This is a genomic window from Ruegeria sp. BF12, assembly GCF_056538705.1.
Window position 1 is genome coordinate 483,491 of record NZ_JBQFTP010000001.1, and the last position, 19,115, is coordinate 502,605.

General features: G+C 58.0%; 17 protein-coding genes and 1 pseudogene. 7 read left to right on the forward strand and 11 right to left on the reverse strand.

Annotated elements, in window-relative coordinates; all coding sequences use genetic code 11:
* Positions 1–42 precede the first annotated feature (42 nt).
* From ACR0J0_RS02475 to ACR0J0_RS02490, 4 genes are all read left to right on the forward strand, one after another.
* Positions 43–909, forward strand: coding sequence for a 5'-methylthioadenosine/S-adenosylhomocysteine nucleosidase (locus ACR0J0_RS02475; protein WP_480661068.1), 867 nt, complete (start codon positions 43–45; stop codon positions 907–909).
* Between the two features lie 123 nt (positions 910–1,032).
* On the forward strand, positions 1,033–2,991 hold the full coding sequence (parE, locus tag ACR0J0_RS02480) for a DNA topoisomerase IV subunit B (protein WP_480661070.1): 1,959 nt from the start codon (positions 1,033–1,035) through the stop codon (positions 2,989–2,991).
* An 8-nt stretch (positions 2,992–2,999) separates the two neighbouring features.
* Positions 3,000–3,665: a DUF2971 domain-containing protein gene (locus tag ACR0J0_RS02485; protein ID WP_480661072.1), complete on the forward strand. Its 666-nt coding sequence runs from the start codon at positions 3,000–3,002 to the stop codon at positions 3,663–3,665.
* Positions 3,666–3,964: 299 nt separating this feature from the next.
* The gene (locus ACR0J0_RS02490; protein ID WP_480661074.1) at positions 3,965–4,246 is read left to right on the forward strand and encodes a hypothetical protein; all 282 of its coding nucleotides are present in this window, start codon (positions 3,965–3,967) and stop codon (positions 4,244–4,246) included.
* 18 nt (positions 4,247–4,264) lie between these two features.
* Here the strand turns inward: ACR0J0_RS02490 and ACR0J0_RS02495 are convergent, their stop codons facing one another.
* The 10 genes from ACR0J0_RS02495 to ACR0J0_RS02540 form a co-directional block, all read right to left on the reverse strand.
* Positions 4,265–5,035: an alpha/beta hydrolase gene (locus ACR0J0_RS02495; RefSeq protein ID WP_480661075.1), complete on the reverse strand. Its 771-nt coding sequence runs from the start codon at positions 5,033–5,035 to the stop codon at positions 4,265–4,267.
* Positions 5,036–5,103: 68 nt separating this feature from the next.
* Positions 5,104–5,943, reverse strand: a complete 840-nt coding sequence (locus ACR0J0_RS02500; protein ID WP_480661077.1) for an EamA family transporter — start codon at positions 5,941–5,943, stop codon at positions 5,104–5,106.
* A gap of 74 nt (positions 5,944–6,017) precedes the next feature.
* Positions 6,018–7,163 carry an iron-containing alcohol dehydrogenase gene (locus ACR0J0_RS02505; RefSeq protein ID WP_480661079.1) on the reverse strand — a complete coding sequence of 382 codons (1,146 nt, stop codon included), beginning with the start codon at positions 7,161–7,163 and terminating at the stop codon, positions 6,018–6,020.
* Between the two features lie 68 nt (positions 7,164–7,231).
* On the reverse strand, positions 7,232–8,614 hold the full coding sequence (locus tag ACR0J0_RS02510; RefSeq protein ID WP_480661081.1) for an aldehyde dehydrogenase family protein: 1,383 nt from the start codon (positions 8,612–8,614) through the stop codon (positions 7,232–7,234).
* A gap of 91 nt (positions 8,615–8,705) precedes the next feature.
* Entirely contained in the window at positions 8,706–10,067 is a 1,362-nt protein-coding gene (locus ACR0J0_RS02515) for a glutamine synthetase family protein (RefSeq protein WP_480661214.1), read from the reverse strand.
* Between the two features lie 50 nt (positions 10,068–10,117).
* A complete protein-coding gene (locus ACR0J0_RS02520; protein ID WP_480661083.1) occupies positions 10,118–11,803 on the reverse strand; it encodes a Na/Pi cotransporter family protein in 1,686 nt (561 codons plus the stop codon).
* A 146-nt stretch (positions 11,804–11,949) separates the two neighbouring features.
* Complete coding sequence (locus tag ACR0J0_RS02525) at positions 11,950–12,984, reverse strand: TRAP transporter substrate-binding protein (RefSeq protein ID WP_480661085.1); 1,035 nt, start codon at positions 12,982–12,984, stop codon at positions 11,950–11,952.
* Between the two features lie 51 nt (positions 12,985–13,035).
* Positions 13,036–14,355 (reverse strand): TRAP transporter large permease, encoded by a 1,320-nt coding sequence (locus tag ACR0J0_RS02530; protein WP_480661087.1) that lies wholly within the window; start codon positions 14,353–14,355, stop codon positions 13,036–13,038.
* The gene (locus ACR0J0_RS02535) at positions 14,352–14,936 is read right to left on the reverse strand and encodes a TRAP transporter small permease subunit (RefSeq protein WP_480661089.1); all 585 of its coding nucleotides are present in this window, start codon (positions 14,934–14,936) and stop codon (positions 14,352–14,354) included. Before ACR0J0_RS02535 ends, ACR0J0_RS02530 begins: the two co-directional genes overlap by 4 nt.
* Positions 14,933–15,709 carry an N-formylglutamate amidohydrolase gene (locus ACR0J0_RS02540; protein WP_480661091.1) on the reverse strand — a complete coding sequence of 259 codons (777 nt, stop codon included), beginning with the start codon at positions 15,707–15,709 and terminating at the stop codon, positions 14,933–14,935. Before ACR0J0_RS02540 ends, ACR0J0_RS02535 begins: the two co-directional genes overlap by 4 nt.
* A gap of 133 nt (positions 15,710–15,842) precedes the next feature.
* On the opposite strand from ACR0J0_RS02540, the gene ACR0J0_RS02545 reads away from it, so the two are divergent.
* On the forward strand, positions 15,843–16,712 hold the full coding sequence (locus ACR0J0_RS02545; protein ID WP_480661093.1) for a MurR/RpiR family transcriptional regulator: 870 nt from the start codon (positions 15,843–15,845) through the stop codon (positions 16,710–16,712).
* A 77-nt stretch (positions 16,713–16,789) separates the two neighbouring features.
* Positions 16,790–17,545 (forward strand): annotated as a pseudogene (locus ACR0J0_RS02550) (hypothetical protein); the annotation flags it as partial.
* A 7-nt stretch (positions 17,546–17,552) separates the two neighbouring features.
* On the opposite strand, the gene ACR0J0_RS02555 reads toward ACR0J0_RS02550, so the two are convergent.
* A complete protein-coding gene (locus ACR0J0_RS02555; protein WP_480661095.1) occupies positions 17,553–18,227 on the reverse strand; it encodes a TIGR04283 family arsenosugar biosynthesis glycosyltransferase in 675 nt (224 codons plus the stop codon).
* Between the two features lie 74 nt (positions 18,228–18,301).
* Between ACR0J0_RS02555 and ygfZ the strand changes: the two genes are divergently transcribed.
* The gene (ygfZ, locus tag ACR0J0_RS02560; protein WP_480661097.1) at positions 18,302–19,039 is read left to right on the forward strand and encodes a CAF17-like 4Fe-4S cluster assembly/insertion protein YgfZ; all 738 of its coding nucleotides are present in this window, start codon (positions 18,302–18,304) and stop codon (positions 19,037–19,039) included.
* Positions 19,040–19,115: the final 76 nt, after the last annotated feature.

Sequence of the window (19,115 nt, forward strand, 5' to 3'; positions counted from 1 at the left end):
CCAAATTTGTCTCAGAAATCACCGCCGGAGCGAAGGAAAGTCATGACCCAACCCACGTCCCCGAGTTCCCCCATCGACACGACACCCAGAATTGCCCTCATTTCCGCCTTCGAGCCCGAGATCGAAATCCTGCGAAGCAGAATTCAAGACGCAGAGACCGTGCAACGTGCAAAAACCGACTTTGTACTTGGGACGCTGGCCGGGCAGCCGGTGGTCGTGTTTTCGTCGGGCGTGTCTATGGTCAACGCCGCCATGACAACCCAGCTTGCCCTCGATCATTTCGCAATCAAGGGAATTGTCGTGTCCGGTGTTGCCGGTGGTGCCGATCCGAACTTGTCCATCGGAGATATCTCTGTTCCGGTTCAATGGGGACAGTACATGGAAATGGCGTTCGCGCGCGAAACTGACACCGGCTACGAACTGCCGCCCTTTCTGTCGTCTGTTTTCGCGAATTTCGGAATGATGCACACCATAAATCTGGGCGTTTTCGAAGAGCTCGCCGGGCATGGAACCAGCAAGTTCTGGTTTCCCGCCGACGAGACCTTCCTCGCTGCAGCGAAAGCAGCGGCCAGCAAACTGGAGCTTTCCTCGACCGCAGCGGATGGTCGGCACCTCTCCCGCGCGCCGAAAATCTATGTCGGCGGCGGCGGCGTTTCAGGGACAGCTTTCGTCGACAACGCGAATTTTCGTGAATGGGCTCATAACACTTTCAATGCCCGAGTGATGGACATGGAAACGGCGGCCATAGCACAGGTTGCGGATGTGAACAGCGTACCATTCCTGGCCTTTCGGGCGCTGTCTGACCTTGCTGGCGCTGAATCCGGCGCAAATCAGTTCGAAATCTTCATGAACCTGGCCGGCGGGAACCTTGCAGACATGGTCGAAGCGTTCCTGAAAGAGCTTGATTGAACACTCAAAATTTCGACCGTCCCCTCCGATCACCCCATTTACCCACAACACCTCGCGCCCCTCTTTCCCCCGGACACATCACCTGCCATAATGGGATCAAACCGAAAAACAAGAGCAGCACCCATGCCCGACGATCTGTTGACGCCCAGCGCCACCGCTACATATGACGCCTCTTCCATTGAGGTGCTTGAGGGTCTGGAACCGGTCCGAAAACGCCCCGGCATGTATATCGGCGGCACGGATGAGCGTGCGCTGCACCATATGGTGGCCGAAATCCTCGACAACTCGATGGACGAGGCGGTCGCTGGTCACGCCAACCGGATCGAGGTGGAACTGCACGCTGACTACGCCCTGACTGTAAGGGACAACGGACGCGGCATTCCGATTGATCCGCACCCCAAGTTCCCCGGCAAATCAGCGCTCGAGGTGATCCTGTGCACCTTGCACGCGGGTGGTAAGTTCTCGGGAAAAGCGTACCAGACCTCTGGCGGTCTGCACGGCGTGGGTGCGTCAGTGGTCAACGCGCTGTCGGATTCGATGGTTGTTCAGGTGGCACGCGACAAGCAACTGTTCGAGCAGCGGTTCTCACGCGGCGTCCCTCTGGGTCCTGTCGAAAAAATCGGTGCGGCCCCCAACCGGCGCGGCACGACAGTGACCTTCCACGCGGACGAGGAAATCTTTGGCCATCACCGCTTTAAACCTGCGCGGCTGTTCAAATCCATCCGCTCCAAGGCTTACCTGTTCTCGGGTGTTGAAATCCGCTGGAAATCCCACATCGACGACGGCGAAACTCCGACCGAAGCATCCTTTCACTTCCCCGGCGGGCTATCCGATTATCTGAAAGAGACGATGAACGGCTCATCCACCTATGCCGAGCAGCCCTTTGCCGGCACGGTGGATTTCAACGAGAAATTCAGAACCCCCGGCAAGGTCGAATGGGCGATCAACTGGACGCCCTCGCGCGACGGGTTCATCCAATCCTACTGTAACACCGTCCCCACGCCTGAAGGCGGCACGCATGTCGCGGGCTTCTGGGCTGCGGTTCTCAAAGGGATCAAAGCCTATGGCGAGTTGATCAACAACAAGAAGGCCGCGCAGATCACCCGTGATGACCTGATGACCGGCGGCTGTGCTCTGGTCTCGTGTTTCATCAGTGAACCGGAATTTGTGGGCCAGACCAAAGACCGTCTGGCCACGGTCGAGGCACAGCGGCTGGTGGAAAACTCGGTCCGCGACCATTTCGATAACTGGCTGGCCGCGGACACGAAATCCGCCGGCGCCATTCTGGACTTCCTCATCCTGAGGGCTGAGGAACGCCTCCGCCGACGGGCCGAGAAGGAAACACAACGCAAGTCCGCCACTAAGAAACTTCGTCTTCCCGGCAAGCTGGTGGACTGTTCTAGTTCAACACGCGACGGCACCGAATTATTCATCGTCGAGGGTGACTCGGCGGGCGGGTCCGCGAAAATGGGCCGCGACCGCAAAACACAGGCCCTGCTTCCCCTGCGTGGTAAGATCCTGAACGTGCTGGGCGCGGCCAGTTCGAAACTGGGCACCAATGCCGAGATCAACGATCTGACGCAGGCTCTGGGTGTGGGGCTGGGCACCAAGTTCAACGTCGACGACCTGCGCTATGACAAGGTCATCATCATGACCGACGCGGATGTGGACGGGGCGCATATCGCGGCGCTGCTGATGACGTTCTTCTTCACCCAGATGCGCCCAATGATTGACGCTGGCCACCTCTACCTCGCCTGCCCGCCTCTCTACCGCCTGACCCAAGGGGCGAAACGCGTCTATTGCCTGGACGAGGCCGAGCGGGATGAGTGGCTTGAGAAAGGTCTGGGCGGCAAGGGCAAGATCGACGTGTCGCGCTTTAAGGGTCTGGGTGAGATGGACGCCAAGGACCTGAAAGAGACCACGATGGACCCGGCATCCCGCAAATTGATCCGCGTCACCATCGACGAGGACGAACCCGGCGAGACCGGAGACCTTGTCGAGCGCCTGATGGGTAAAAAACCCGAACTTCGGTTCCAGTACATTCAGGAGAATGCGCGGTTTGTGGAAGAGTTGGATGTTTGAGCCTGTGAATGAAAATTTATAAGTTTATCGGTGAACGGTACGCTTTGGAGACTTTGGCCCTAAAGCGGCTAAAAGTTTCAAAACCAACAGATACCAATGATCCATTTGAAATGCGACCATTCAGGTTTGCGAGTGAAAAGAGTCGTGAACGCTTTCAGAAAATTCTAGAAACCAGCGAGACTACGACCGGTTTCATTTCCTTTAGTGGGAATTTCGAAAGCCCTTCAATGTGGGCGAACTATGCCGACAATCATCGCGGAGTTTGTCTTGAGTTCGATGCAACAGTCCAAAGCAATTTCACAAGGGCACCATCACGATGGATAGAAAAAATAGACTATGTAGACACATTAGAAGCGTTTCCGGACGCAGCATTAGCGCCCGAAAACGGTAATTTGTTTAGAGGGTGGATCGAGTATGCCATGCGAACAAAATCTAAGCATTGGGAGTATGAGGAGGAATATCGGAAGTTTGTAAAATATCCCCACGGTGCAGATCTCTCTTTTTTCGATTTCGGAGGAAATCTAAACCTCACAAAAGTAATTGTTGAGTTTAGGTCACGAGTAAGTTTGCATGATGTAAAGGCTTTACTCACAAACGAGAGTGTTTGGATAACGCGGGCGAAGCCATCCACATCAGGATTTTCGATGGGATTGGAAAAAGTACCTGTCGTTTAATTTTGAATGAAGCCAGTAAAGGGTGCGGAACCAAAATCGCGCCTGCAAACACTGATTACCGCCTCCAAAATATTGGCACCCGCTCTGAAGGGCAGGTCGGGGGCGCGCTTGATGCTTCTTATCAAGCATTAGTCGGATGGCGCGAGTCCACCCCACAATCGCCAGCCAAACACCCCCCTTGCCTAACCCGTTGATCCCGTTCACACTTGCGCGCAATCTGTCATGCAAGAACAATTTTTGAGGTTCCGAGCGTCCAAGACCCAATTTGAACGAACATAAATTTCGAACGGGAGGACGACATGAAATCACTAACCCTCGGGCTGGCCTTAGCCTTGCTGGCCAGTCAGGCAAGCGCGCAGCAGTCGCTGATCGGCGCATCGCCTATTCCGGTCGGGGCAGAGTTGCGGTTCTGCTATTACAACGGCCTCGCCTTTTCGGTGGACGCCTATGTTGTGATCTCTGGCAACAACACCGTGACCGAAACGTCCAGTGCGCGCGAAGAACACCTGTTGCGTTGTATCAAAGGCGGCGACGGTGCCATGAAGTGGAAACCGGAGAGCGGTATTCAGGTCAATCACTGACCCGAAAAGGTGGGCGGTCTAACCCACCTTCTTCTCCAGCCACTCCGCGATCTGCCCGGCGGGATGTTCCCAGCCGGGTTCCATGAAAAGGAAATGCGCGTGGTCTTCCACGGGCATAAACGTCGCGCGCTCTCCGTACAGCTCAGCCAGCGCGCGGCAGGTGTTGGGGTTCACGGCCCGGTCCTCGGTGCCTGAGACGACCAGCACCGGGCAATCGACCTTTTCGATATCCACCTTCATCGCGTGGTGGTCGTCGAACATCCAGAAGAACATCTCGAACATTACCCGTCCGCTTTCCGCACCCAGCTGGTCGAAGACCGCGTGCTGCTGCGCCTCGGGCATCTTGTTCAATGCAAAGGGTGCCATCAGGTCGAACTCGACCCGCATGGGCTGTTTCCAGAACGCCCCGCCCTCCATCAGCGCACGCGGGATGGCGCGTTCGTCGTCGGTTTCGGGCAGCGTGCCCCACGGCGCATTCGGGTTGATCAGAACAATCGCACTGGCCAGCCCGCGTGAGGCCACCTGCTGCGCCACAACGCCCGCAATGGCGTGACCCAGTAGCACAGGTTTGCTGTCCAGCCCTTGCACGAACTCGGCGATATCATTGGCGTAATCCATCACGCTGGTATCCGTCAGGCCCGGGTCGGGTTCGGCCTTGGGGTCCCCGCCATGATAGCGCAACGCCGGGGTGTGCACTGTCCAGCCGCGCGCGCGGAAGAAATTTGCGTAGTCTCGCATGCACCACGGCCCGGCAAAGGCCCCGTGGATCAGAACAATCTCTTTGGTCATCAAATCGCTCCCTCGTCACTCGCACCCACTATGCGAGACAAAGGCGGCAAGCGGCAAGGCCGCCTGGATCAGACGGCCAAGCCGATTAAAGCAACACCAAAGGCCATCAAAACAGCAGCCCCCAGCCGACGCATCCAGTTGCCTTCTTTCAGGAAAACAAACCCGATCAGTGCGGCAAAGATGACCGAAGTCTCGCGCAGCGCCGAAACCGCGCCCAGCGGGGCGAAGTTCTTTGCATAAAGCACGAGGCCGTAAGCTGTCATCGACACCAACCCGCCAAGAATGCCGATCATCCACGTCTTGGCAGGGAGGCTTGCCAGGGTGTTGCGCTTCTTGACGCCGACAAAACCAGCGATGAACAGATGCAGAAAGGCGCCCCACGCCCAATAACTCAGCGTATTGCCGGACAACCGGACGCCGATCCCATCCACGACCGAATAAACCGATATGCAAAAGCCGGTTCCTACCGCAAACCCCAAGGCCCAGCGTCCGACGCCGGACCTCAAGGCCTTCCAACTGCTGAGCTGGATACCGAGTGCGATCAGCGCGATGCCACCCCAAGCCTGCAAAGGCAGCACCTCGCCTACGAGGATCATCGCCCAGAGCGAGACCAGCGCGGGTACGATACCGCGCGCGATTGGGTAGACGACACTGAGATCCCCGTGCTGATAGGCTTTGCCCAGCATGTAGTAGTAGCCGAAATGTACGACAGTCGAGATCAGGATATACGGAAAGCTCTCGGCACTGGGAAGCGGCAGCAGCAGGATCATTGCCGTTGCGGGGATGACATGGCCCAACGCGACCAGCCCAAGTGTTGTGGTCCGGTCGGCCGCGGTTTTGACAATCGCGTTCCACACTGCGTGCAGCAGCGCGGCCGTCAGAATGATGGCGATTACAAACGGGGTCACGTCCCAACCTTTCGCGCAGAGAAAACCGGCCCGAGAAACGGGCCGGTTACGTTACTTGCACAGCGTTGAACCGATCACAACGCGGCTTTGAACAAGTCGGTCAGATTTTCTTCGGTCAATTCGATCGGGTTCCCGCCGCAGGACGGGTCGATGATGGCCCCTTGCACCAGCTCTGGGATCGCATCCTCGGTCACGCCCAATTCGGCCAGTTTGACCGGGATTCCCAGCGAGTCGTTGAATTCCTGAACAAATCCTCGGACCCCGTCAAAGCCTCCGTCGATGCCCAGATAGGCTGCGGCCGACTGGAACCTGTCTGCTATGGCCGGGGCATTGAACTCCAACACTGCAGGCATACAGACCGCGTTGGTGGTGCCGTGGTGAGTATTAAAGTACGCGCCAATGGGGTGGCTCATCGCGTGGATCGCGCCCAGTCCTTTCTGGAAGGCGGTTGCGCCCATCGCAGCGGCGCTCATCATCTGGGCCCGCGCCTCAATATCGGTGCCATCGGCATAGGCGCGCGGGAGGTATTCCTTGACCAGCCGCATACCTTCCAGCGCGATACCCTGGCTCATCGGATGGTAATGCGGGCTTGAGAACGCCTCGACGCAGTGCGCGAATGCATCCAGCCCGGTACCGGCGGTGATGAACCTGGGCATGCCAACGGTCAGTTCGGGGTCACAGATCACAACGGTTGGCAGGACCTTGGGGTGAAAGATGATCTTCTTGGCATGGGTCTCGGAATTGGTGATGACGCTGGCGCGGCCAACCTCGGACCCTGTTCCCGCGGTGGTGGGCACTGCAATGATCGGCGCGATGGCGTCTGCATCTGCACGGGTCCACCAGTCACCGATATCCTCGAAATCCCAGACGGGGCGCGTCTGACCCGCCATGAAGGCAACCATCTTGCCCAAATCCAGCCCGGAGCCGCCGCCGAACGCGATCACGCCATCATGACCGCCTGCCTTGTAGGCTTCCACACCCGCTTCGAGGTTCTTTTCATTCGGGTTCGGGTCCACATCGCTGAACAGCCCACGGCCCAAACCGGCGGCCTCCATAATGTCCAACGTCTGCGTTGTGATCGGCAAGTCGGCCAGCCCTTTGTCCGTGACCAGCAGAGGCTTTTTCATGCCCGCAGTTTCGCAGGCTTCGGGCAGTTCCTTGATGCGCCCTGCCCCGAATTTGATCGCGGTCGGGTACGACCAGTTTCCAACAAGTGACATGTCAGGTTTTCCTTTGTTATTTGAGGCCTGCTCTGGCGAGGGGGTCTGTCCAGAGCAGGCCGGTGCCCTTAGCCTGTGACCTTTTTCAGGTGGTAGGATTTAGGACGTGTCAGGTTGTGATAGCCGATGACGGACAATCCGCCGCCGCGCCCGGTGTTCTTGCAACCGGTCCAGCAGAGGCCTGGGTCCAGATAGTCCGCGCGGTTCATGAACACCGTGCCGGTCTCGACGGCGTCACCCACCCGTGCCGCGCGGTCGACATCGCGGGTCCACAGGCTGGCGGTCAGGCCAAACTCGCTATCATTCATCAGCGCAATGGCCTCGTTGTCCGACGACACTTTCATGATACCGACCACCGGACCAAAACTCTCATCCCGCATCACGCGCATGTCGTGAGTGACGTTGGTCAGGATCTGGGGCGTCAAATACGCACCGCCATCATCCTCGGCGAAAGTGTCGATATGGGCCACAGCCCCCGCTTCGACCGCCTCAGCAATCTGCGCCCGGACTTCATTGGCAAAGCGGACATTGGCCATCGGGCCAATTGTCGTCTCAGTATCCAGCGGATTACCCAGCTTATAACCTTTCACGACCTCAACCGCCTTGGCAACGAAGTCATCGTATAGGCTCTCATGCACATAAATCCGCTCGATGCCGCAACAACACTGGCCCGAATTGAACATCGCCCCGTCGATCAGCGTATCAACGGCGGCGTCCAGGTCGGCATCGTCCATGACGTAACCCGGGTCCTTGCCGCCCAGCTCGGTGCCGACACCGGTGAATGTCCCCGCCGCCGCACGCTCCATCGCCTGACCACCACCGATCGATCCGGTGAAATTCACGAAATCAAACGCATTGCCCGCAATCAGATCATTGGTCACGTCATGGCTCAGGAACACGTTCTGGAACACATTCTCGGGCACACCTGCCGAATGGAAGGCCCGAGCCATGCGTTCACCGACCAGCAGGGTCTGTGTGGCATGTTTCAGGATCACGGCGTTCCCCGCTATCAATGCCGGGGCCACCGTGTTGATTGCGGTCATGTAAGGGTAGTTCCACGGCGCCACCACAAAAACCACGCCATGCGGGATGCGCTTGATGTACCGCTTGAACGTCTCATCCTCACCGACCGCGATATCAGCCAGAGACGCCTCGGCAATCCCTGCCATGTGGCTGGCGCGCTCGTTAAAGCCGCCAAACTCTCCGCCGTAACGCACCGGGCGACCCATCATATGCGCCAGTTCAGGCACGACCTCATCGTTCATCGCGCCAACGGCCGCCACGCCCGCCATCACAAGATCGATCCGCTCTTGCAGAGGACGCTCAGCCCATTCAGCCTGTGCGACCCGTGCGCGGGCTGCGGCTTCAAACGCAGCCTCACGCGACAGAACCTCACGTTCCGCATAAACCGATCCGTTGATCGGCGAGACACATTGCAACATCTGCCCCATATTCACTCCATTTCCGAAAGAAACAGGATCCCCTGCTTCATCTGGCCAAAAATATCTCGGGGGTCTGGGGGCAGAGCCCCCAGCCAGCCCTCTAAGCCCGCTCGAACCCGCGAGCGATTTCCCAATCCGTCACCACACGCTCGAACTCTTCGATCTCGACCTCGGCCGCGCGGGTATAGTGATCGACCACGTCATTCCCCAAGGCTGCGCGCAGCATCTCTGACCCGTGCAACGCGTCCCGCGCCGCGCGCAGGTTGCCCGGGATCATGCCGCTTTCGCCCTGGTACACATCGCCCTTGGTCGGTGGCTGCAACTCCAGCCCCTCTTCGATGCCCGCAATACCAGCCGCCAGCATCCCGGCCATTGCCAGATAGGGGTTCATGTCCGAACCCGGAATCCGGCACTCGACCCGAACCGCCTTGGTACCGTCACCGCACAGGCGGAACCCGGCAGTCCGGTTGTCGACCGACCAGATGATCCGTGTGGGCGCAAAGGTGCCCTTCATGAAGCGCTTGTAGCTGTTGATGTAGGGCGCCATGAAATAGGTATAGTCGCCTGCGTATTTCAGCAGACCCGCCATGTAGCTTTTCATCAGCGCCGACATGCCCAACTCATCCGATGCGTCATAGAAAGCAGGTCTGCCATCGGCCCATAACGACTGGTGCACGTGCGAGGAACTGCCGACCTTGTCGTGATGCCACTTCGGCAGGAACGTCGCCGCGTGACCGTGCTGCCAGGCGATCTCCTTCACGGCGTTCTTGGCGATCGAGTGATACTCGGCCGTGTCCATGGCCGGCGCGTACTTGATGTTCAGCTCTTCCTGCCCGGCCTCCGCCTCACCCTTTGAGTTCTCAACCGGTATTCCCGCATTCCAAAGATGGTTGCGGATCGGACGCATCACATGCTCTTCCTTAGTGGTCTGGAGGATGTGATAGTCTTCGTTATAGCCCGAAATTGGCTCCAAATCGCGGAAGCCTTCCTTGCGAATTTGGTCAAAGCTCTTCTCGAACAGGAAGAACTCAAGCTCCGTGGCGCACATCGCCTCATAGCCCATCGCCTTCAGACGATTGACCTGTTTCTTAAGGATCGAGCGCGGCGCATGCGGCACTTCCTCATGCGTGTGGTGATCCAGCACATCGCACATCACCATCGCCGTGCCTTCCAGCCATGGCACCGGGCGCAGAGTGCTGAGATCCGGCTTCATGACATAGTCGCCGTAACCTCGCTCCCAACTGGTCGCGGCGTAACCGTCCGGTGTTGCCATCTCAAGATCCGTGGCCAGCAGGTAATTGCAACAATGCGTCTCTTCCCACGCGCCCGCCACGAAATGTCCGGCGTGGAAACGTTTGCCCATAAGGCGGCCCTGCATGTCCACCATACAGACCAGAACCGTGTCGACCTCGCCCGCCTCGAATTTGGCTTTCAGATCGGCCAAAATCGCATCATTGCCCATCATTGGTATCCTTTGTCACTCAGTGAGACCTCGGTTTCGATTGCCTGCCATCAGTCATCGGCAGGATCCTTGTCCATTTCCATCACCAGCCGCGTTTCCAGAACCTGACCGCTTTTGTAGAGGATCGGATAGGCGATGGCCGCGATGTGACCATGCAGATCACGCATGGCGCGTAACGTTTCCAGATGCAGATCGGAGGACTGAAAGCTCTCGGTCTGGCCGCGCTCAAGGCGTTTCAGGTGCGCTTTGCGGCTGTCCCGCGACATCCGCTTGACCTCGGCCTTGTCCAGCACCAGCCGGCGCGCGCAATCCATGTCGTCAACCAAAAGCACATGCCGCGCCAGCGAGAAGCTTTCCAGAATTGCCGAATGCAAATCCGTCAGTTCTTTCCAACCTTGTGCCGAAAACTCGGTGCGCTCTGTGTGCTTTATCTGCGCCGTGCGGGTCATCCGGTTCGAGACGACATCGCCTGCTGCCTCAAGTCGGATGGCATATTCCACCAGCCCTCGCGCGGCTTTGATCTGCGCTTTGCTCATATTCTGCCGCGGCATGCGCGCGACAAAGCGGCGAATTTCGGTCAGCTGCGTGTTGACCCGTTTGTCCTGCTGCCAAAGCGCTGAAATCGCGTCACTGTCGTCCTGCTCGTAGATATCCAGCACCGGTCGGAACATGCGCTCGACCTGCGTGATCATCTGCAACAGCTCGTGACGCACAGAAGACATCGCAACGCTGGCCCGCGACCCGCTGGGATCCCCCAGCGGCGTGAGCGCATCCGAGAACTGATCCAACGCATTCTTCTCGACTTTGGGCTCCGCCAGCAGAATAGCCATCGGCTGTTCCATCTGGTTCACGAACCCCGTCGCCAGCAGGAAAACTGCCAGGTTAAACCCGATATGTGCAAAGATCAGCGATTGCGCCGCACCCGCCACCATCAACGCGTCGTGCAGCCCTGCCAAATTGACGACAATCAACATCACAAGCGCCGCAGTTCCCCGCAACAACAGATTGGCCAGCGGAATACGGCGGGCTGTGACGGTCATATCTCGCGTCAACCAGATCGGGATGAAGGCAGAACCAAGGTTTGCCCCCAACACCAGAGACAGCCCGGCCGCGAACGGGATCGCGCCGATCTGAACCAGGGCAACGCACATCAGGATCGTCGCAACCGAGCTGTGCATGACAAAGGCCAGCACCGCACCGACGATAAAGGCGCTGAAATAGTCGGCCTCAAGGTACCCTGCGATCGCAGGCAGGAACGCGCTTTCGCGGATCGGCTCAACCGCTTCGCGCAGGAATTGCAGCGAGATCAGAATGAAGGCGACACCCAGAACGATCCGCCCCATGAGCCGAACGTTCGATCGCTCGGATTTGAGATACAGCCAGCCCCCCAACGCCAGCAGCGCCGGTTGAAGCCAGCCCAGATCGTATGACAGGACCTGAATGACCAGTGCCGCGCCCAGATCAGCACCCAGCACACCCGCCAGCGCCATTCCAAACGTTACCATCCCCGCTGCGGCGAAGCCGGTCAGCAAGACCGTAACTGCGGCCGAGCTTTGCAGGATAGTGGCCAAAACCATGCCAGCCCCCCCTGCAACAAAGCTGTTAGAGTGGCGTGTCAGGATCGACTGGAACAGCGCGCCAAAACGCCGTTCGATACCAGTTCGAACCAAACGCACGGCAAAAAGCAGCAACATTGTTGCGGCGAAAATCTCAATCAAAAAGCTCGCGATAGCCATATCTTCACACCTCTATCAACCGGTGCGCACTTGTGTGCATCCGGCTTTGTCGTTCTATTTCTGGAACAGATGTGAACATAAAAGATGTTGCTTCCTGATGTCTAATCCCGACGCAAGGGGTGCCCCTCGCGTCGGGATTTCATTTATCAGCCGTAACGATAGGGCCGGCCGGCCTTGAGCATTTCGGCGTTGTATCGCTTGAAGATGTCAACAACCTTCGCCTTGGTTTCCGACTCTGCGGCGATTTCGTCCCAGAACTTGACGGCGGCTTGTTCGACGGTCGCCCATTCTTCGTCCGGAATGGTGGTCAGCTGCATCTTGGTTCCGTTGACGCGCAGGTTGGCCTCGCCGCCCCAATACCACCACTGGCGATAATAATGCGACTGATCACAGCACACCTTGAACAAGGTCTGTAGGTCTTCGGGCAGTTCGTTCCAACGGTCCATATTGGCGAAGAAGTGACCCGCCCATGCGCCCGACACGTTGTTGGTCAGGAAGTAGTTGGTCACATCAGCCCAGCCAACGGTGTAATCCTCGGTGATACCCGACCACGCGATACCGTCCAGCTCGCCGGTCTGAACCGCGACTTCGATGTCTTCCCATGGCAGAGTCACCGGAACGACACCGAACTGCGACAGGAAACGGCCCGCTGTCGGGAAGGTGAAGATGCGCTTGCCCTTCATGTCTTCCAGCGAGTTGATCGGGTCTTTAGTCGCAAAGTGGCACGGGTCCCATGCACCGGCACTGATGTGCTTGACGCCGACCTTGGAGTATTCCTCGTCCCAGATCTCGTTCAGGCCCCACTGATTGAAAAGGACCGGCACGTCGAGCGAATAGCGCGACGCAAAGGGGAAGTAACCGCCGAACACGGTGACTTCGGTCGGCGATGCCATCGAGTCATCGTCCGACTGCACAGCGTCGATTGTGCCTTTTTGCATCGCACGGAACAACTCGCCCGTCGGGACCAACTGATCGGCATAGAACAGCTCGATCTGCATCCGGTCGCCGGCGATCTGGTTGAACATCTTGATGGCCGGATCAATCACGTGCTCGGCGAGAGCAGGACCGGCATAGGTCTGCATCCGCCACGTGATCGTGTTCTGCGCCAGCGCGGGCGTTGCCAGCGGCGCGGCGGCAACACCGACCCCGGCAGTTTTCAGAAACTTACGTCTTGTAGTCATGTCAATTTCCTCTCCGTTAAAGTTCCTGTGCCCGTTCGCCGAGCATTCTTATTAGTTTCCATAAACATATCCGGGCAGCCAAAGCGCGATTTCCGGGAAAATCATGATGATTGTCAGGGCCAGGACCATCACCCCGACAAAGGGGAAGATCGAGGTATAGATGTCCTTTAACCCAATCTCCGGCGGCGCCATCGCGCGCATCAGGAACAGGTTATAGCCGAAGGGCGGCGTCATGTACGCGATCTGCGTTGTGATCGTATAAAGCACCCCGTACCAGATGAGGTCAAAGCCCAGCGCCCCGACCAGCGGCACGTAGAGCGGGGCGACGATAACCAGCATTGCCGTGTCGTCCAGAAAGGTACCCATGACGATGAAGCTCAGCTGCATCAGGATCAGGATCATCCACGGCGACAGGCCAAGTTGTTCGGTGAACAGGTTGTCGATGGCTTTCACGGCACCCAAACCGTCGAATACGGCTCCAAAACCCAGAGCGGCCAAAATGATCCACATGAACATGCAGGAAATGGCCAGCGTCTGCTTGGTGCAGTCTTCGAATATTTTCCAAGTCATCCGCCGTTTAATGACGGAAACGGCCAAAGCGGTCAGCGCACCGATGGCCGAACTTTCAACCAGCGATGTCCAGCCATTCACAAACGGCACCATCATCGCGGCGAAGATGATCAGCGGCAGCGCCCCTGCCCCCAGCAGCCGGATTTTCTCGGCCCTTGGCACCTCGTGCGCGTCTTCCATGGCCGGCCCCAGCTCGGGTTGAATTCGACACCTGATCCAGATGTACAGGATGAACATCCCGGCCATCAGCAAGCCCGGAACGATTCCGGCCAACCACAGCTGCCCGACAGGCTGGCGCGCGATCATTGCGTATAGAACCAGAACCACCGAAGGAGGCACCAGGATTCCCAAACTGGACCCGGCCTGAATAACCCCCGTCACCATTGTCTTGTCGTACCCGCGCCGCAACAGCTCGGGCAACGCAATTGTCGCGCCGATGGCCATGCCAGCAACGCTTAGCCCGTTCATGGCCGAGACCAGAACCATCAGGCCGATCGTGCCGATGGCCAGACCTCCATTCACCGGCCCCATCCAGACGTGGAACATCCTGTAAAGGTCATCAGCCAGCCGGCTCTCGCTGAGCACATAGCCCATGAAGATGAACATCGGCAGCGTCAGCAGCGGATACCATTTCATCAGCTTCATCGCGGCCGAGAACGTGATGTCCTGCCCGCCCGTTCCCCACAGCGCCAGCGCGGCAATGGTGGCAACTGCACCAATCGCTCCAAAAACGCGCTGACCTGTAAACAGCATCAGCATCATCAGCGCGAACATGAAGATGGCGATATATTCCTGGCTCATGCCCGTGAGACCCCGATTTCCTGCCCGTTGATCCGGGCTATGTCTTTGAAAAATTCCGATATCGCCTGCAGCAGCATCAGGAAGAAGCCGAACACCATGATGGTTTTGATTGGCCAGATATACGGGCGCCATGCCGTGGATGAGCGCTCAAGCCGACCAATTTCCTCACTGCCGGTCAGCAAGCCAAAGAAGTAGGAAACCGGCTCATCGCCCCAGTAGCCAAGGCTATAAGCTGTAGACCCGAGCCCGCCATAGAACAGAACACCCAGATAGAAGATCAGCAGCAGAACGGTGATCGCATCGAACCAGGCTTTCCTGTGCGGGCTCCAGTTGTGATAGAACAGGTCCATCCGCACGTTCGACCCCATCTGGATCGAATACGGGCCGCCCATGATATAATAGGTCACCATCGCAAACTGCGCCATTTCCAGCGTCCAGAGTGAAGGCAGGAAGAAGGTTTTCGAGATCGAGGACCAAAGCAGGATGCCCATCATCGCGAACAGGCCCCACATCATGACCCGCCCGATCCGGTAATTCACCGCATCGACGACCCGCACATATGACGCCATCGCTTTGATCACGCCGCGCCCCCTTTCTTCAATTCCACAAGGGTTCGCATGATCCACGGCACCAAACGGTCAGCTATCGCTTCTTGCTGCTCGGGCGTCTGTATCAGGTCATTGCGGATTTCGATCATGACGTTCAGCAAGCCAGACGGCAGTGCCCGGGCGTCCAGCGTGTGGGCAACACCATCAGCGGCCGAATACGGCTCATTCAAACGGACCACAAAGGGCTGATCATCAGGCGTCGAACTCATCAGCGCCTGGGCAAATCGGTCATCCACGCCATGCAGAATGCCCAGTTCAACCTCGCGCTTTTCGCCATGATAGACTGGCGTGAAACTGTGGATCGTAACCATAAGCTCAAGTTCGGTCCGGTTATCGGCGATCAGCCCGGACAATGCCGCGGTGAAGGGCTTATAGATGCCTTCAATCCTGCAGTTACGCTCTTGATCGGACATGTCGGTATTGGCTGGAATCTGATAGTCCTCACTGCGTACGGGCATAGCCCCTGAGGCTTCGGGTGGGCGATTACAGTCGTAGACCAGCCGCGATACACCACCATGCACCAAAGGTGCCTGCATGCGCTCGGCCATCAGCTTCGCAACGGCCAAAGCCCCCGGGTCCCACGCGATATGACTCTGCAAGGCATCGGCAGACAAACCCATATCCCCCAAGAATTCGGGAATACGGTTGGACGCGTGTTCGCAGACCAACACCACCGAAAAAGGACCATCCGCCATGTCTGTGTGAACAACTGTTCCGAAGTCCAAAATACCGCCCTGCGATTCCATTAAAGATGCGTGTGGAAAAATTTCCACATGAGACCTTAACCTGTCAATAATTTTCCTGTACAAAATTCTCCACACTTGATCATGCTGAAAAATTATTCACACTAGGGTCGAAATTATGCAGGAGGAACGTTGAGTGCGGGTGACGGACAGGCTGCTGGCCCACAAGGAAAAAATGACCCCGTCCGAACGACAGTTGGTCAGCGTCCTGCTGGACGACTACCCGATGGCGGGCCTTGGCAGCATCACCGAACTGGCCAGCGCGGCCTCGGTTTCCACGACGACCGTCGCACGGATGTTGCAAAAAACCGGGTTCGACGGCTATCCGCAGTTTCAGGCCGCCTTGCGGGGCGAGGTGAAAGAGATGATCTCGGGGCCGGTCGCGAAACGTGACCTGTGGCAGAATGATCTGCCTGAAGAGCACATTCTAAACCGGTATTCCCAGCAGACACTGGCCAATCAGAAACGCACTATTGACGAGGTCGACCCGGACGAATTCGACAGTTTCTGCAACCTGTTATGCGATCCCGACCGACGCATCTTTATTACCGGCGGCCGCATCACCGGAACCCTGGCGCAATACCTGTATCTGCATCTGCAGATGATCCGCCCCGATGTCCGTCTGCTGCCCGTCGCGGCGTCATGGACGCATGATCTGCTGGATGTCCGTAAAGACGATGTGCTGGTCGCGCTGGATGTCCGCCGCTATGAAAACTCGTCTTTGTTGATCGGCCAGCTGTGCCATGAACGCGAAGCCGAGATCATTTTATTCACGGATCAATGGCGCTCACCCATTCACAGGCTGGCCAAGCACACCTTTGCCGCGCGGATCGCCGTGCCATCAGCGTGGGACTCGATGGCGTCCATTCTTGTCCTCATGGAATGCGTCATTGCCGAAGTGCAGGAAAGGCTATGGGATTCGGTCAAAGAGCGCACGGATGAGTTGGAACAGGCGTTTGACCGTACCAAACTGTTCCGCAAATTCGGCCAAAGCTCGGGCTCATAACGCCTTTTTCCTGCTACTTGGTACAACTGAGCGTGAGGAGTGTTGCCAGCGGCAAAGCGGACCGTCACTTTGAAGCCATGAGTTTTGTGACCGAGAACCAACTGCCTCTGCTGATCCTCTTCTTTATTCTCGGGTCAATTGGCACCGCTTTTCTGTTCCGCAAGCCCGCCGGGCATCGCGCATGGAAACTTGCCGATCTGGTCTGGGTCGTGCTGGGCGGGGTTGGCGCCTTGGTGGCGGTTCTGGCGGGGCTCTACACTTCAGACAGTTCGCGGCTGGACCGGCAAATTGATGTCGCTTATGCCGCCACGCTTGCCTTTGACCGCGACGCAGCCCGGTTCCGGCTGCGGTTCTGCGACCCTGCTTTTGACCCCGATACCGCAGTGCTATGCGACAAGGTCGAATTCCTGTCCGCCTCAACTGCCAGCAACGCTGATCTGCCCTTATTTATCGCCGTCACAAACGAGGTTGCGCCGCTTCAGGGGCTCCACTTTCTGTTTGGCCGTCAGGCAAAAGACGAACAGGACGAGATGCGCGCCATGGCCGCCAAAGCCGATGCTTTCAGCATCGACCAGTTCCTCGTTTTCACCACGCTGGATAACATGACGCAGGCCGCCATCGACAATATGCGCCGCAAGGTGCCCGCGATTGCCGGTGATTACCTGATCCTGGCGCAGAGCTATGATGATCTGGTGGATCAGGTCGGAAAGCTGAAAGACGAATGGGAATACCTGCAAGCCAATGCGCATATTCTGGTGTTGCAGATCGTCGCCTTGTGCCTGGTCAGCTTTGCCGCGCCCTTCCGTTTGGGCAAATCCATTGTTGAGCTGCGCGCGTCGCTCAGCGCCGATAGTCCTGTGCCAGCCGCTCGGGATCAGCACCAAGAAAGTACCGCGTCAGAGTCCACAGATTCCGCGCCCCGCGACGTATCCACCCCGCCCGCTCATACCGATCCGCACTCGTAAAAGCCCGACAGGGCAGCAGCGTGATGCCCGGCAAACTGCGGGCAAGGGCCACGTCCTCCATCAAAGGTTGGTCGGGAAAGCCGCCCGCGCTTTGGTACATCGCGCGCGGAACCAGCAAACCCTGATCACCGTAAGGAAGGCTGAACAGCCGACTGCGCAAGTTGGCCCATCCCGCCACCCATGTCGGCGCAAACCCCGAGGCCCGGAATGCCAGCCGAAACGCAGCCGGATTACCGGACCCGAGATGATCTGCGACGGCTTTGCTCCAACCCTCTTGCAGGATGGTGTCGGCATGCAAAACGAGAAGCCATTCGCCTTTGGCCACCCTGCACCCCCGGACCAACTGCCCACCTCGCGAGGCAGGTCCGGTCACCGTCTCGGCGCCAGCCTCATCGGTAATCTCGTGGGTCTGATCAGTCGACCCACCATCAGTAATAATCAATTCGCGGATCAGCCCGCCGTGCAGCCCCTCCATCAAGGCGCCGAGGGTCGCAGGCAGCGTTTCACCCGAATTCAGGGTCGGGATTACAATACTAATCGGCGCAGGCACGGCGGAAACCCTCTGGTCATGGCAGCGGAAACTCCTATATCACGAGGCCCGAGGAAAAGACGAGGACAACTCAGATGCCCAACCGCCGTATTTTGCGCCTCAGCGGCTCGGACACAGACAGTTTCTTGCAGGGTCTGGTCACCAACGACATCGACGGTATGAAAGACGGGCTGGTCTATTCGGCCTTGCTGACCCCTCAGGGCAAGTATCTGGCGGATTTCTTTCTCAAACGCGATGGCGACGCCATTTTGCTCGACGTCGCCGAAGAGCTTGCTGACGGCTTAGCCAAACGGCTGGGCATGTACAAGTTGCGCGCAGATGTGCGCATCGAGGATAGCGGTCTGAACCTGCAACGCGGGACCGGCCCAGTTCCCGAAGGCGCCCTGCCCGACCCGCGCCACCCGGATATGGGCTGGCGGGCTTACACAACTGAGTCAGAAAACGATGATGGCACCGATTGGGATGCAATTCGCGTGCGCCACTGCATTCCTGAAACGGGCATCGAACTGACCCCCGATAGTTACATCCTGGAATCCGGGTTCGAGGCGCTGAACGGCGTGGACTTCAAAAAGGGCTGCTATGTCGGGCAAGAGGTTACCGCTCGGATGAAACACAAGACCGAGCTGCGCAAAGGTCTGCGCAGTGTCAGCATCACAGGGTCTGCCGCCGTTGGAACCGCTATTACTTCGGGCGGAAAACCGGCGGGAACCTTGTTCACTCAGTCCAATGGCCGCGCGATCGCGTATCTGCGCCTGGACCGCGTCGGGGACGACATGCAGGCCGATGGTGCCAGCCTTCTGTTGGATTCTTAACATGTTGCCGAACCGGCACGGCGGGCCAACCCGTGTCCGCCGTCAGGTTTGAATATAGCCCCGCGCGCTGTCACAC